Here is a 14,688-nt window from a genome sequence, read left to right as displayed (position 1 = left end):
ACCACCCCCGCACCGCCCCCGGCGGGGTCATCATGGAGTCAGGGCGGACCGGCCTGCGTGCCGGTGACCTCCCTCCGAGCGACCAAGGGGGTTCGGATGCAGTTCTCCTTCGAGACCTCGCCCGCGCGCGTCGTGTTCGGCCGCGGCACCGTGCGCACGGCACTGCCCGAGGAGGTCGAGCGGCTGGGCATTCAGCGGCTCCTGGTGGTCAGCGCCCGGGCCCTGGAACCCCTGGCGCGCGAGGTCACTGGCCCTTTCGCGGACGCCGTGGTCGCCTGGTTCACCAAGGTCGAGCAGCACGTGCCGGCGGACGTCGCCGAGCAGGCCGTGGTCGTGGCCCGGCGTGCCCGGGCCGACGGCGTGCTCAGCATCGGCGGCGGGTCCACCACCGGCACGGCCAAGATCGTCGCCCGGGAGACCGGCATCCCGATCCTCGCGGTGCCCACCACTTACGCGGGCTCGGAGATGACCCCTGTGTGGGGGCTGACCCGCTCGGGCCACAAGGAGACCGGCACCGACCCGGCCGTCCAGCCCCGCACCGTCGTCCTGGACCCGAACCTCACCGACCAGCTCCCCCGCCGGCTGGCCGTGAGCTCCGCGCTGAACGCGCTCGCGCACGTGGTCGAGGCCCACTGGGCGCCGCGGGCCAATCCGGTCAGCTCGGCCCTGGCCGACGAGGCGACGACGGCGCTCGCCACCGGTCTGCGGGCGATCGGCCGGGAGGGGCTGCAGCGCGCGGCCTCACCGGAGGCCTCCCTGCGTGACCCGGTGGCCACCTGGGCGGGCACCCCCGCCGCCGCCGGTGAGCAGCTCCTCTACGGCGCCTTCCTCGCCGGCGGCACATACGCCGTCACGGGCGCCGGGCTCCACCACAAGATCTGCCACGTCCTCGGCGGCGCCTTCAACCTGCCGCACGCCGCCACGCACGCCGTCGTGCTGCCCAACGTGCTCGCGCTCAACCTGCCGGCAGTACCCGTGGTCGGCGAGCGAATCGCGCACGCCCTGGGGGCGGAGGAGGCGGTCTCCGGCATGCGCCGGCTCTACGCCGAGGTCGGGGCGCCGCGCACCCTGGCACAGATCGGGCTGCGGCCGGACCAGCTGGAGGAGGCCATCGACCGGGTCAGCGCCGAGCTGCCGATCGCCAACCCGCGCCCGGTGGGCACCGCGGAGGTGCGCGCGGTGCTGACGGCGGCGTTCGGGGAGGTGGCCTGACCGCTGCGTCAAGGGAGGCGGCCGTCAGCGCCGGCGCTTCAGCTTGGCCACCTTCTGTCTCGCGGCGTCGAGGGCGGCCTGCGCCTCGTCGTAGGTCTCCACCGCGGCCTCGCGCTGCTCGTCGGCCTCGCCGAGGTCGTCCTCGACGCTCTGCAGCGTCGTCTCACGCTCGTCGATCTGCCGCTGGAGCTCCTCGATCTCCGCGCGCAGCTGCAGACCGCGCGCCTCGAGCCGGCTCACGTGGTCCTCGGCCTTGCGCAGCGCCCGCGCGGCGCCGTCGGCGAGGAACTGAGCCGCCTCGAGCGCCTCCGTGGCCTCCTCGAGCAGCCGGGTGCGGTCGGGCACGACCGTCAGCCGCCGCGCCGGCGACTCCTCGGCCGCCGCTTCCGCTTCCACCGTCCGGGGCACGTGGTCCATGGCGCCGGGCACCGCCACCACCCCGGCGAGGTCCACCCCGCTCAGGCCGACCGCCTCCATCGGCGCGACGAGCAGGCCGGTGCGCAGGGCGGCCGCGGCGCCGTCGTCCGTCATGGCCGCGTGGAGGGTCGCCTCCGCCTGGTCGGCGACGGCGGGGCTCACCTTCTGCCCGAGGCCGGCGGCGACCTTGACCGCCTGCCGGACGACGGCTGAGGTCAGCCGGCGCCGCTGGGTGTTCAGCGCACGCAGCTGCGCGGCGTCGAGCTGCTCCTGGGCCTGGCGCAGCGCGGCCCCGAGCTCGAGCACCTGGCCGATCTCCTCACTCATCTGCCGGACCATCATGTTGACCAGCCAGGCACCGGCCGAGGGTTTGGGCAGCGCCTTGACGGCGTCGGCCAGGTCCTTCTCGCCGTCGGCGCGCAGCTGGGTGGCGCGGTCGTTGCGCGCGCGGGTGAACTCGCCCGGCACGAGCGCGTACAGCGCCTCGGCCACCGCGGCGAGATCCGCCCGGCCCTCCGCTTCGTGCGCGGTCATGTCCGCCATCGCACCATCCTCGCCCGGCGCGCGCGACATCAACGGGCGGCGACGGCGTTCCTCTGGGCGTCGGCGGGAGACGGCAGCCGCCACGGCGTCACCGGCGGGCGACGGCGTTCGCCCAGACCCAGGCGAACCCTTCACGACCGTGCCCGTCGGTGTATCGCAGGCGCACCGCGCGCGGTGTCCACGCGACGGCGACGCCGTCGACCGCCTCGTGCCCCGTGCGGGTGTGGATCCAGGCCCGCACGGGCGGGGGCTCGTCCGGCCGTGTGACCGGCTCGCCGTACTGCGCCGGGCCGAGGCTGTGGGCCTGCTCGCTCAGGGGAACCTGCTCGACGGCCATGGAAGAAGGCTACATCAATTTGTCGAACGTCTGTTCGACGGATGCTGGGGCGCTGGGGCGCTCGGACGTCCGGGCATCTGTTACTGATGCCACCGGCCGTCGACCGGGACGCCGAGACCTTCCGCTTAGGGTGATCTCGCACGCGACGAACAGGAGAACGCACATGACCCAGGCGGCAGTGACGGGCGTGACGGTGGCCGAGGTGATGGCCGAGGTGGCCGAGCTGGACGACCCCAGGATCCGCGAGGTGAACGCCCGGCACGGTGACGACCACGGCGTGAACCTCAGCAAGCTCCGCGCGATCGCCACGCGACTGAAGACCCAGCAGGAGCTGGCGCGTGAGCTCTGGGCGACCGACGACACCGCCGCGAGACTGCTATCACTCCTGATCTGCCGCCCGAAGGCGTTCGATCGCGACGAGCTGGGCACCATGCTGCGCCAAGCACGGACCCCCAAGGTGCAGGACTGGCTCGTGAACTACGTGGTCAAGAAGAGCCCGCACGCTGAAGAGCTCCGCCTGGCCTGGTCCGCCGACCCGGACCCGGTGGTGGCGAGCGCCGGCTGGACGCTGACCAGCGAGCGAGTGGCGAAGAAGCCCGAAGGCCTCGACCTCCCCGGACTCCTCGACGTCATCGAGGCGGAGATGAAGGGCGCCCCGGATCGCTTGCAGTGGGCCATGAACACCTGCCTCGCCACGATCGGCATCGAGCACGCCGAGCACCGCGGCCGTGCCCTCGACATCGGCGAACGCCTGGAGGTGCTCAAGGACTATCCGACACCACCGAACTGCACGTCCCCGTTCGCGCCCATCTGGATCACCGAGATCGTGAGCCGGAAGGACACCTAAGTCCATGCGCGGACCGAGGAGTTAGCCGGCGGTACGAATCAGTCATCGGTCTGGTCCGCAGCCTCACAGGACATCACCACATCGGTCCGGCGGTGCCGACCAACGACATGGTCGAGATGGTTGCCGTACCAGCCATTTTCGCCATCTCGTTTCAGTCGCTGTCCACGCAGGGCCCTAGGAGCTGCCCGTTTGCGTAGCCGACGTGGGGGCCGGTTCCCGTGGACCGACCGGCGCGAGCGCGGGCGCGGGCGCCCGGACTATGGCGCCCGGTCGACCCTCCGCCTTCGTGCGGTCAGGCTGGTAGTACAAAACTCGGGCATAGCCTGAGTTTTGTACTACCAGCCCGTGGCGCGACTTCACGCGCCCATGACGCCCGGGGCGCCCGGACTGTGGCGCCCGGTCCATCGCGCCCCGCCCATGGCGCCCAGACCATGGCGCCCGGGCGCCGCGAAACAGGACAGACGTCCACCGTCAGCGCACCGGCAGGAGCGCCGGGCCGAGGTCGAAGTTGTCGCGGAAGACGTTCTCGGGGTCGTACCGGCGCTTGATGTCGAGCAACCGGTCCAGCGTCCGCGGCGGGTAGGCCTCGCGCAGGCGTTCGGGGTGCCGGTCGGTCTCGAAGCTGACGTACAGGCCGGTGAAGTGCTGGCGCATCGGGTCCCAGAAGCGGTCCAGCCGCTCGGCGCCCGCCCCGAACGCGACGACGGAGAAGTTTGCCGAGCGGTGCGCGAACGCCGTCGCGTCCGGTGCGACGTCCGCCATGGCCCCGCCCATCGCGCGGATCTGGAAGAAGTACGTCTCCCCGCTGCGGATCAGTCGCGCAGCGTCTGCCGCGAACGCGGGAGTGACGTGCTCCAGGAGCCCGCTGCGAGCGACGGGCTCGCCCTGGCCGTGGTGCGGGTCCTGCGGGGCGACCACCCCGGCGTAGGGGACGATCTGGACGGCCTGGCCCGCCAGCGGCCCCAGCCCGGCGAACGGCTGCAGGCGCGCGAGGATGGTGTCGGCGTCGTCGGAGTCGATCACCGTCATGGTCTGCGCCACCACCTGGCCACCGCGGGGCGCACCCATGATGAGGAAGCTGGTGACGTCGCGCGGGGAGGCCTCGACGACGGCACCCCATCGTTGCAGGAAGCCCGCGGTGTCGTCGGCGTCGAAGACGAGCTGGGCGAACCCGACCTCCCCGACCTTGGCGGCCTCGATCTCGAACGCGGTCGCGACACCGAGGGCGAACCCGGCACCGCGCGCCGCCCAGAACAGGTCGGCGTGCTCCTCTGCGGAGGCGCGCACGAGCGTCCCGTCGGCGAGGACCAGCTCGACGGCGCGGACCCGGTCAATGGTCAGCCCGTCCCGGCGGCCGAGGAAGCCGATGCCGCCGGCGGTGGCCAGCCCGCCGACGCCGACCCCGCCGTAGTCGCCCGAGGTGATGGCCCAGCCGTAGGGCTGCAGGGCGGCGGCGACCTCTCCCCACCGGGCACCGGGGCCGACGCGCACCAGGCGCGTGGCCTGGTCCAGCACCTCGATGGTGTTCAGCCGCGAGACGTCGAGGATGATGCCGCCGTCGTTGGTGGAGCGGCCGCTGATGCCGTGCCCGGCGCTGCGCACCGACAGCGGGACCGGTTGGCTGCGGGCAAAGGCGAGCGCCTCGGCCACCTCGGCCGGGTTGCCGGGGCGGAGCACCAGGCCGGGAGCGCCGCCGCGCATGTAACCGGAGCGGGTGGCGGCGTAGCGCGCGTCGCCCGGCTCGACCGCGTCGCCGCGCAGGGACGCCGGCACGGCGTCGTAGTCGAGGCCGTCCCGCCGGGCGGCGCGGATCGCCAGACTGGGCACGGTGCCCTCCCGCGTGCCACGCACCGACCGTTCGGCGGCCAGGGCCTCGCGCAGCGCCGGCACGACCTCGCCGGCGAAGCGGCGCAGGGTCTCCGGGTCGTCGGAGGCGAGGAGGAAGGTGCTGACGCCGTCCAGCGCCAGGGGCAGGAGGTCTTCGACCCAGGTGTGGCTCGGCCCGTCCAGCACGCCGGCCCGTGTTCCGGCGAACCGGCCGCCGATGGTGAGGAGGCGGCGGATCTCTCGCGGGTCCCGCCCGGCCGCCGCGGCGGCGTCATCGATCGCGGCGTTGCCGGCGCGCAGGTCGTCGGGCCGCAGGTCGTCGAGCGAGGCCAGCCAGCCGTCGGCCTTGGCGCCGACCAGGTGCAGGAGCCCGGGCTCGGTCCCGCCGAGCCAGATGGGGACGTTGTGCGCCGGCGCCGGGCCGCGCTGGGCACCGGTGAGCCGGTGGTGCTCGCCGCGGTAGGTCAGGGGCGCGGGGTCGGCGGCCCAGATCTCGCGGATGACGTCGACGGCCTCGCCCAGCGCGTCGACGGCCTCGTGCGGGCTCAGCCGCTCGGCGCCCATCCGCTCCAGGGCGTCCCAGGCGTCGCCGGCACCCAGCGCCAGCTCGACCCGGCCGTGGGAGAGCAGGTCGAGGCTGGCGGCGGCCCGGGCCAGGACCGGCGCAGGGCGCATCGGGGTGCTGAGGACGTTGGCGGCGAGGCGGATCCGCTCCGTGCGGGCGGCCACCCAGCCGAGCAGGGTCCACGCGTCGTGGCGGGTCGGCTCGTGGGGATGGTCCGCGAAGGTGACCAGGTCGAGGCCGAGCTCCTCGCTCAGCCGGGCGAGGTCGACGACGGCGGTCGGCGCGTCGTTGGCCGGGCTGACGAGCGTGCCGGCCTGGAGAGGGTGCCCGTAGTCCACGGCGCGCACCTCAGGCGTCCGCGTCGGCGCGCCCGGCGCGGGCTGCCACGGGTTCGGCGGCGCGACCAGCGTCCGTCGGTGCGACACCCCGTCCGGCGGTCGCCGCCACGACGCCGCGCACGGCGCGTTCCGCGTCCACGAGCTCGCGCACCGCGGGGGCGACCTCCTGGCCGTAGACGGCGAGGGTGGCGGCGTCGTCGCCCATGAGGATGAACGCGGAGACGCCGTACTCGAGGGTGAGGACGGCGAGCTGCTCCGCCCACTGCCCGGGCGGGCCGGTCAGCAGCCGGTCGCCCGGCTGCGCGGTGAACCGGCCACCGATGTTGAGCAGGCGGCGCACGGTGCGTGGGTCGCGGCCGGCCCTGGTGGCGGCGGCGTCGATGACGGCGTTGCCGTCCGCGAGCGCGTCCAGGCTCTTGAGGTAGGCCAGCGAGGGCAGCCAGCCGTCGGCCTTGCGGCCGGTCAGCCGGAGCATCCGGGGCTTGAGGGCGCCGAGCCAGATGGGGATGTCGTGCGCGGGGGCGGGGCCGCGCTTGGCGCCGTCGACCCGGTAGTAGGTCCCGTCCACCCGGAAGTAGGAGCGGTCGTCGGCGTCCCAGGTGCCGCGGATGATGTCGATGGCCTCCTCGAGCGCCTCGACCCCCTGGCCGGGGGTGAGCCGGCGGCCGCCCATCGCCTCGATCGCGTCCCAGAAGCCGCCGGCGCCCAGGCCCAGCTCGAGGCGGCCGCCGGAGAGGAGGTCGAGGCTGGCGGCGGCGCGGGCGAGGACGGCGGGCGGGCGCAGCGGCAGGTTGAGCACGTTGGCGGAGACATGGATGCGCTCGGTGCTGGCGGCCACGTAGCTCAGCAGGGTCCAGGTGTCGAGGAACCCGGCCTGGTAGGGGTGGTCCTGGAAGGTGGCGAGGTCCAGACCGGCCGCCTCCGACGCCTGCGCCAGCGCGACCACCCGGTCGGGGGCGGCGTTGGTCGGGGTGATGAAGGACCCGAAGAGCAGGTCGTGGCCGTAGTCCGTCAAGGTGCCTCGCTTCGCGTGCGGGTGGGCGCGCCGGGATCGGCGCGCGGATGGGGGGATCAGCGGGTCGCGGGCACCGGCACCCGCTCGAGGAGCCGCTCGAGGGCGGCGCGGTCGTGCCGCCCGGTGAAGACCTCGGTGCCCGGCTCGAGCGCGGCGCCGGCGGTGAGGGGGCCGGCGTCGACGGCGTCGTAGCCGAGGCGCTCGACGACGTCCATCACCGTCGCCCGGGCGTCGCCGTCGTCCCCCGCCACCGCGAGCGCACGCCGCTCCGGCGTGCCGGCCGGGCGGAAGTCCGACTCCAGCTCGTGATAGCCGATGTGGTTCAGCGTCTTGACCAGCCGGGCGCCGGGCAAGAAGTCCTGGACCATCTCCGAGGACGACGGCGCCGCAGCCAGCGTGGGCATGTCGCCGTCGGTCTCGGCCCAGTAGTTCATGGCGTCGATGACGACCGTGCCGTCCAGCAGGTCGGGGTCGAGGGTGTCGAACTTTCGCAGCGGCAGGGACAGGACGACGACGTCACCCGCCCGGGCGGCTTCGGCCGCGGTCACCGCGGTCGCGCCCGGCGCCATGACCTCGACGATCAGCTCGATGGCGGCGGGGTCGCCGGACGCGGCGACCAGCACGCGGTAGCCGGCACGCAAGGCCTGCCGGGCGACGGCAGTGCCGACCCGGCCGGCGCCGAGGATGCCGATGGTGGCGATGGTGGCGGTCACGCCGTCGGGAGTGGCGGTCACGCCGTCGGGGGTGCCGGTCGAGGACCTGTGTGGCACGGGCTTCCTCCACGGATCAGTGTGTTGCGTTGCGGAACAGACGATGTTGCTCGTCTATGAGTGGTGCAACAACCAGTCGGTGCGTAAACTTCCCACATGGTTACGACCAGGACGACACCCGCGGGCTCATCCGTGGCGCCGCTCGAACGGTCGGGCGGCGGCGCCGAGGCCGACCTCGGCTGGTCGCTGGGCGTGCTCCTGCGCGCCTACAAGGACGGGGTCAGCGCCGCCGTCGGGGCGTGCCCGCACGGCCACCGCGGCTACCAGGTCCTCACGACCGTCGTCCACGGGGACCAACCCAGCCAGCTCGCCCTCGCGGCGTACCTGGGCATCGACCGCACCGTCATGACCTACCTCATCGACGACCTGGTGGCCGCGGGCCTGGTCGAGCGGCAGCTCAATCCGGCCGACCGCCGGCAGCGCAAGATCGTCGCCACTGGTACCGGCGCACGCACGCTCGCCGACCTCGAGCGACGCGTGCGCGAGGCCGAGGACGTCACGCTGGCCGCGCTGGAACCGCCCGAGCGGGACAGCTTCCGTGCCTTGCTGCGCAAGGTCGCCTGCGACCTGCGCGGGGTGGGTGGCGGCGACGCATGCGCGGTGGTCGGCGAGGCGCTGGCCGCTGCGGACGGCGCGTCATGAGCGAGTGGATCTACTTCATCCATGCGCCGCGCGAGGACTTCGCCGCGACGATGACGGCCGCGGAGCAACGGGTGTGGGGCGAGCATGCCGAGCTGCTGCAGCGGCGGCTCGACGAGGGCAGCCTCATCCTGGCCGGGCCCACCCTCGGTCCGGTCAACACGGGCATCTGCGTCTTCGAGGCGCCCGACGAGGACGCCGCGCGCCGCTACATGGCCGAGGACCCCACCATCGCCAGCGGCATCGGCCGGGGGGAGCTGCGACCCTTCCGGGCGGCGTTCCTCCGTCCCGCACCCTGAGGGGACCACGAGTACGAGGACGAGGACGAGGACGGCCACATCGTCGACAGCGCCGTCGACAGCTCACGGCAGCGGCGCGACGCCGCCGGGATCGAGCCCGGCTCCGCCGTCGAGCGGCCGTCGGCCGCCCGGTCAGCCGAACAGGTCGCCGAGCCCGCCGCCGGACTTGCCGCTGGACTGCTGACCCCCGCCGCCCACCGACTCGCTGGGCTGGACGAGCACGTGCCCCTGGCCGCCGAAGGCCATCTGGAACGTCTCGCCCGTGCCACCGCGGACCATCGACTTCAGGCCACCGGTGCTCACCCGGATGTCCGAGCTCACCCCGGCGGTCCACAGGACGACGGCCTGGGCGTCGGCGAAGGTGGGGGCGCTCGCCACGTCGAGGGCGACCGGCTCACCGTCGGTCGTGACGGCGACGAACCCGGTGCCGCGGAGGGAGACGTTGTACAGCCCGCCGGTCATCGCCGCGCCCCGCGCCTGGAGCCGGTGGATGTCCCAGGCGATCGAGGCGGAGAACGCGAGCACGTTCCGGCCGTTGACGGACAGCGCGTCGTCCTCGAGGTAGAGGATCTGGACGTCGTGGGCGTTGTCGGCGAGGAACAGGTCGCCCTGCCCGGTGCACTGCATCATGTCGACGCCCTCGCCGGTGACGGCCGACTTGAACATCTTCCCGAGGCCGCCTGCGCCCTTGTTCTCGAAGCGGACGTCGCCCTGGTAGGCGACCATCGAGCCGTTCTTCGCCCACACCGGGCCGTAGCTCATCTGGATCTTGAGGAGCTTCTTGTTCTGGTTCGAGAACGGGTCCGGCGACGTGGTCTCGTGGAAGTCGCGGAACAAGGATCCGTGGACGGCCATGGCTGGTTCTCCCGGGGTTGTGTGGGGGCCCGACGGCGGGTCCCACCGGAGCCTATCGAGCGAAGCCTCGGCGCAACGGGGGAAGGGCGATCAGCTCACGCCCCACAGCTCCTTGAACCCGTCGTGGTAGTCCGTGCCTCCGTACCACGAGCCCGCGGCCTCGGCCTCGGGGGTCAGGGCCAGCTCACCGACGTTCTCCGCCGTGAACAGGCGACGGTAGGGGAACTCCAGGTTCTGCACGCTGGGCTTGCCGGACATCATGCGGAGCACCTGGTCCGCGCCGTACCAGCCCAGGGCGTCCAGGTTGGTGCCGACCTCGCTGGCGACCACCTGGTCCTCGCCGAGCATCTGCATCACCGCGAGGGTGCCGTCCAGGCTGCTGATCCTCACATCGGTCCTGCCCGCGCTCTGCAGGCCCTGGACCGTCGGCTGTACGACGACGTCGAAGGGCACCTGGACGTAGTCGATGTCCGGGTGACGCACCAGCGCGTCATGGACGAGGCCCGGGAGCTTGTGCAGCTGGCCGGTGTTCGTCTCGACGACGGTCACGGTGCAGCCCTCGCAGGCCTCCTCGAAGACCGCGATAGCGCCCTGGCCGGTCCACATGGTGGTGGCGGGCGTGTCGGTCACCCTCACCACCAGGACATCCGCCTCACCGTCGGAGTCGGCCATCACCCAGTTGGCGTTCCAGGACTGCAGCGTGGTGGTGTCCGGGGTGAGGTACCCGACCTTCTCGGGCGCCCCCGGGCCGACCGGCGCCAAGAGCATGTACAGGAGCGGGATGTCCGCGTCGCGCACGGCCTGGAACGCGACCGAGGCCAGCTCCTCGGGGACCGAGCCGGACACCACGGCGTCCGCCCCGGCGTCGACCGCCTCGGCCAGGCACCCGGCCATGGAGGCGGGACTGGCCTGGCCGTCGCACACCTGAACGTCGACGCCCGCGGTCTCCAGGGCTGTGGCCAGGGAGTCCCCGATGATGCGGAACAACGGGATGCTGTAGTTCGCGGGGACGAAGTAGACCGTCTTCCCCGTCAGGCCGGAGAGGTCACCCAGCCCGGGCCCTGGAGGCGTGAACTCCTCCCTTGCCGCGGTCACCTGGGCGACCAGCTCCTGGGCTGCCGCCACTCCCGGGTCGCCGTCCGTGGTCACCGCGGCCGGTGTGGCGGCGTCGGAGCGGGCCTCCACGGAGGGGGCCGCCGGGGTGACGCCGGAGGCACCACAGCCGGCGAGGAGGAGGCCCGCGGCGGCCAGGCCTCCCAGGACCTTGACGGACTTCTTCATAGTCGAGTGTTCCGATCTCGTGCGGGGCCCGGCTCGGCGACGACACCGACCGGGCACTGCTCTCGGTGAGCAAGGACCAAGGGCATTCCCGACGGCGGAGCCGAGGTACGCACATGTGCGCGTTGTCGCAGGCCACCTGTGAGCAAGGGGTGACTACTGGGCTCAATCGTCCGATCGAGCCATGATTCAACGGATTCCGCCGACCTGGGTCCGTCGTGACGCACGAGCCCTCCCCACTGCGACACCTCGTCAGCTGACTGGCTTCCTTGTCGCTTGTGTGGACTGCACGGGGCTATAGGGTGGGCCGGTGCCCCGCCCCCGCTTGCGAGAAGCCCAGAAGCAGATGACCCGTCGTCTGCTGCTGGAGCAGGCACTCGGGATCTTCGAGGTCAAGGGCTACGCGGCGACGACGATCGACGACATCGCGGCGGCTGCGGGGACCACCCGGACGACGTTCTACATGCACTTCTCGTCGAAGGCCCAGCTCATGCAAGAGCTCGTGGCCGTGCTCGACGAGATCTTCACCAGCGCCGACGACCCACCGCTGCGCCAGGTCGTGAGCTCCGGCGACCGGCGCCTCGTCCGTGCCTTCATCGAGACGAAGGCCGACCAGTGGCCGGCCACCCGCTCGTACGTCATCGCCGCCAACCAGGCAGCCGCCGTCGAGCCCGACATCGCTGCCACCCGGGAACAGTGGTACGAGGCGACGATCGCGGAGATGCAGCACGGACTTGATGACGCCGGCAGGTTCGAGCCGGACACCCGCCTCGTCCGCTGCTCGCTCGCCTTCGGCGAGCTCGAGTGGCTCTCGGTGCGGTGGATGCAGCGGGGCTGGAACCTCGTGGACAGGGAGACCGCACTCGGGATCCTGACCGACTCCTGGTGCCACCTCCTCACGGACGACGGCCCACGCAGCTAGCGTCGCGGCCCGAGGCGCAGCCAGGGTCCGTCGCGTCGACGACGACGCCGGCCGTGACGTCGAGGACCTGACGTCACGGCCCGCGGCTGCCGGGTGGGGCAGTCAGCCCTCCACCACCGTGCGCGTGAACGGCAGCACCAGCCGGGACGGGTGGGCGGCGTCGCGGTAGATCTTGTGGGTGACGGGCCGGCCCACCGGCAGATGGAAGGCGTCCGGCGGCAGCAGCGAGTTGTGCTCGTCGACCAGCGGCTCGTTGTTGGACAGCTCCACCGTCAGGCGGTGCCCCGGCCGGAACGTGGCCGCGAACGGGTACAGCCGGAGCACGTACTCCTCGATCGTCCCCGGCTCCACCGGCACCGCACGGGTGTGCGGGTGGTACGGGTCGCCCTCGGTCGTGCGCTCGTCCAGCTCCCGGTGCGAGGCCTTGAGGTAGCCACTGGTGATCAGCTGACGGGCGCCGCCCGGGGCGACGTCCCACAGCCGCAGGATGAAGTTCGTGTCGTCCTGGTCGATCTCGGCGAAGATGTGCGCGGCGCCGGTGCCGATCAGCTCGGTGGGCTCGGCGAACGGATCGGTGCTCCAGCTCAGGATCTCGACCTTGTCGGTCACCGTGAGGGGGGCCTGGAAGAACCCGTCCGGGCCGGCGTGCTCCACCCCCATCAGCTCCGGCTCCGGGGACAGCTTCCGGCGCGGACGCAGGTACAGCGCCCGGTGCTCGACCTCCTTCGGTGGCCACTGCTCGGCCGTGACCACCTCGCGCGAGCCCTCGACGAAGACCTGCACGGCCGGCTCGTCCATGACGCCGTTGTCGACGCCCTTGAGCCAGTACTCGTACCAGCGGAACATCTTGTCGTGCTCCTCGACCCAGGGACGCGACTGCATCGGTGGGTAGGAGCCGATGTCCAGCCGCTTGGGGCCATTGAGCACGTTGAACAGCTCGATGTGGCCGTCCAGGGTCCAGCCGCGGCCCTGGTCGATCTGCAGGTAGACGGGGATGTCGATGTTCCGGGCCAGGTTGATCGGGTTGCGCTCCTCGTACCACTCCCCGTCCAGCTCGTTCATCACGATGTCGAACCAGGCCTCGTGGTTCGTCGGGTAGTGGAGCACGTGCACCAGGTTCGGCCAGGCGGCGACGTCCGGGTCCTGCAGGCGCTTGGCGACCCGCTCCTTGACCTCCGCCGGGGAGTACGTCTCGAGCATGCGGGACTTGATGCGGTCGGTGAACGCCCAACCGGAGTCACCCCCGCGGCCCTCGCGGGCGGCGCGGGGCATGAGCCACATGATGCCGCCGTGATAGGTGGTCTCGTAGAAGTCGTAGTGGCCGCCGCTGACGAAGATCGCCTTCAGGCTCGGCGGCCGCTCGGCGGCGGCAAAAACCTGCATGGAGCCGAAGTAGGAGATGCCGATCATCCCCACGTTGCCGTCGCACCACGGCTGGGCGGCGACCCACTCGATGAAGTCGTACGCGTCCTGACCCAGGGAGACGCCACCGGCGTTGTAGTTGCCGATGTGCTCGCCCTCGGAGGCACCGGACCCGCGCAGATCACCGATGACGTGGACGTAGTCCTCGGCGACCACGCGGGCGATGTCCCCGGCCTCGATGCAGCCGTCCCACATCGGGCTCGGACGCCGCTGCGGCGGCATCGTCAGGGCAAGGGCCTGCAGCTCCTTGCCGTACGGGCTCAGCGCCACCAGCGCAGGCCGCGGCTTGTCCGCCGCGCCGTGGTAGGCGTCGGCGGCGAGCTCGACGCCGTCGCGCATCGGCACCCGCAGGTCCTTGCGGATGTGGATGGTCTGCCCACCGGCGTCCCAGGTCTTGATGTCGGTCTCGAGAGTCTTGGAATCAGCCATCGGAGCGCGGCTCCCTTTCAGCGTCGAACTGTGCGGCATAGCCGTGAAGCGTGGTGAAGAACGGGGACGGTTCCAGCGTGGGGTCCTTCTCGTAGCCGAGATCCTTGGCAACGCCGGCGAAGGGCGAGTACACCGAGTCCGTCTCGCGCGCACACCCGCCCAGGTGCCGGTGCGCGGCGCCGGCGACGCGGGCCTCGAGATCCAGGCTCTCCTGGAGCGCCTGCTGCGCCTGCTCGCTATCGAGCTCGACGCCGTGGGGCACCCCGTCCGCCCCTCGGTAGGGGTGGCCGAGGTACAGGTGCTGCGGGCGCAGGTCACGCAGGTGCTGCAGGCTCGCCCGGTAGGCGGCCGGGTCCTCGTACCCGGGGAAGCCGTTGGCGGCGCCGTGGATCTGCACCGCGTCGCCGACGAACACGTCGTCCTGACCGTCGATGACGTAGGCGACGGAGCCGGCCGTGTGCCCCGGGATGGCGTGCACCGAGACGGTGACGTCACCGCCGAGGGACAGCGTCTCCCCGCCGCGGACCAGCAGGGTCGGCTCCATCTCGCCGGCGATGACCTGTGCGGCCGCCGCGGTCTGCTTGGCCTCGCCGTCCGGGTCCTGCAGGTACTGCTGGCGCACGTCCAGGTACTCCTGGACGTGGGCGCGCCGGGAGCGCAGCAGGGGCGCGTCCGCCTCGTGGATCACGACCTGGGCGCGCCGGCCGGTGAGCTCCCACAGGGCGTGCGCGCCCCCGAGGTGGTCGATGTGGCCGTGGGTCAGCAGGATCCACCGGACGTCCTGGATTCGCCTGCCGAGGGCCTCGAGCGCGGGGGCCATACCCTCGGCCGGCGACGAGGCGATCCCGGTGTCGACAATGGCCGGTTCGGGGGCGTCGATGAAGAAGCTGTACAGCCCGAATCGGCCCCACGGGGAGACCAGGGGGTGGACGGGTACGCGTGACGTCATGACTTCCTCATCTGGGCGGGGGCC

Annotated in this window: 13 protein-coding genes and 1 pseudogene; 5 read left to right on the top strand and 9 right to left on the bottom strand. The window is 72.4% G+C overall.

Going from position 1 to position 14,688, the window contains the following annotated elements; genetic code table 11:
* Window positions 1-96 precede the first annotated feature (96 nt).
* Entirely contained in the window at window positions 97-1,212 is a 1,116-nt protein-coding gene (locus FE374_RS01590; RefSeq protein WP_139926938.1) for a maleylacetate reductase, read from the top strand.
* Window positions 1,213-1,236: 24 nt separating this feature from the next.
* On the opposite strand, the gene FE374_RS01585 is transcribed toward FE374_RS01590, so the two are convergent.
* Window positions 1,237-2,163, bottom strand: a complete 927-nt coding sequence (locus tag FE374_RS01585) for a coiled-coil domain-containing protein (RefSeq protein WP_139926937.1) — start codon at window positions 2,161-2,163, stop codon at window positions 1,237-1,239.
* 97 nt (window positions 2,164-2,260) lie between these two features.
* Entirely contained in the window at window positions 2,261-2,509 is a 249-nt protein-coding gene (locus FE374_RS01580; RefSeq protein WP_139926936.1) for a hypothetical protein, read from the bottom strand.
* 163 nt (window positions 2,510-2,672) lie between these two features.
* Between FE374_RS01580 and FE374_RS01575 the strand changes: the two genes are divergently transcribed.
* Window positions 2,673-3,356 (top strand): DNA alkylation repair protein, encoded by a 684-nt coding sequence (locus FE374_RS01575; protein ID WP_139926935.1) that lies wholly within the window; start codon window positions 2,673-2,675, stop codon window positions 3,354-3,356.
* Window positions 3,357-3,827: 471 nt separating this feature from the next.
* On the opposite strand, the gene FE374_RS01570 is transcribed toward FE374_RS01575, so the two are convergent.
* From FE374_RS01570 to FE374_RS01560, 3 genes and pseudogenes are all read right to left on the bottom strand, one after another.
* The gene (locus FE374_RS01570; RefSeq protein WP_139926934.1) at window positions 3,828-6,086 is read right to left on the bottom strand and encodes an LLM class flavin-dependent oxidoreductase; all 2,259 of its coding nucleotides are present in this window, start codon (window positions 6,084-6,086) and stop codon (window positions 3,828-3,830) included.
* Between the two features lie 13 nt (window positions 6,087-6,099).
* Window positions 6,100-7,101 (bottom strand): annotated as a pseudogene (locus FE374_RS01565) (LLM class flavin-dependent oxidoreductase); the annotation flags it as partial.
* A gap of 56 nt (window positions 7,102-7,157) precedes the next feature.
* Complete coding sequence (locus FE374_RS01560) at window positions 7,158-7,871, bottom strand: NADPH-dependent F420 reductase (protein ID WP_230978420.1); 714 nt, start codon at window positions 7,869-7,871, stop codon at window positions 7,158-7,160.
* Between the two features lie 96 nt (window positions 7,872-7,967).
* Between FE374_RS01560 and FE374_RS01555 the strand changes: the two genes are divergently transcribed.
* On the top strand, window positions 7,968-8,513 hold the full coding sequence (locus FE374_RS01555) for a MarR family winged helix-turn-helix transcriptional regulator (RefSeq protein ID WP_139926932.1): 546 nt from the start codon (window positions 7,968-7,970) through the stop codon (window positions 8,511-8,513).
* A complete protein-coding gene (locus FE374_RS01550; protein ID WP_168205537.1) occupies window positions 8,510-8,809 on the top strand; it encodes a YciI family protein in 300 nt (99 codons plus the stop codon). The genes FE374_RS01555 and FE374_RS01550 overlap by 4 nt, the downstream gene beginning before the upstream one ends.
* A 132-nt stretch (window positions 8,810-8,941) precedes the next feature.
* On the opposite strand, the gene FE374_RS01545 is transcribed toward FE374_RS01550, so the two are convergent.
* Together FE374_RS01545 and FE374_RS01540 are read right to left on the bottom strand one after the other, a co-directional pair.
* On the bottom strand, window positions 8,942-9,664 hold the full coding sequence (locus FE374_RS01545; RefSeq protein ID WP_139926930.1) for an AIM24 family protein: 723 nt from the start codon (window positions 9,662-9,664) through the stop codon (window positions 8,942-8,944).
* A gap of 90 nt (window positions 9,665-9,754) precedes the next feature.
* Window positions 9,755-10,945, bottom strand: coding sequence for a sugar ABC transporter substrate-binding protein (locus tag FE374_RS01540; RefSeq protein ID WP_139926929.1), 1,191 nt, complete (start codon window positions 10,943-10,945; stop codon window positions 9,755-9,757).
* Between the two features lie 343 nt (window positions 10,946-11,288).
* On the opposite strand from FE374_RS01540, the gene FE374_RS01535 reads away from it, so the two are divergent.
* Window positions 11,289-11,864, top strand: a complete 576-nt coding sequence (locus tag FE374_RS01535; protein WP_139931211.1) for a TetR/AcrR family transcriptional regulator — start codon at window positions 11,289-11,291, stop codon at window positions 11,862-11,864.
* 102 nt (window positions 11,865-11,966) lie between these two features.
* Here the strand turns inward: FE374_RS01535 and FE374_RS01530 are convergent, their stop codons facing one another.
* Together FE374_RS01530 and FE374_RS01525 are read right to left on the bottom strand one after the other, a co-directional pair.
* On the bottom strand, window positions 11,967-13,715 hold the full coding sequence (locus FE374_RS01530; RefSeq protein WP_139926928.1) for a CocE/NonD family hydrolase: 1,749 nt from the start codon (window positions 13,713-13,715) through the stop codon (window positions 11,967-11,969).
* Window positions 13,708-14,664: an MBL fold metallo-hydrolase gene (locus tag FE374_RS01525; protein ID WP_139926927.1), complete on the bottom strand. Its 957-nt coding sequence runs from the start codon at window positions 14,662-14,664 to the stop codon at window positions 13,708-13,710. Before FE374_RS01525 ends, FE374_RS01530 begins: the two co-directional genes overlap by 8 nt.
* Window positions 14,665-14,688: the final 24 nt, after the last annotated feature.

The organism is Georgenia yuyongxinii, from assembly GCF_006352065.1.
In the GTDB taxonomy this organism is placed as follows: Bacteria; Actinomycetota; Actinomycetes; order Actinomycetales; family Actinomycetaceae; genus Georgenia; species Georgenia yuyongxinii.
This window is presented reverse-complemented; position numbering and strand designations above follow the sequence as displayed.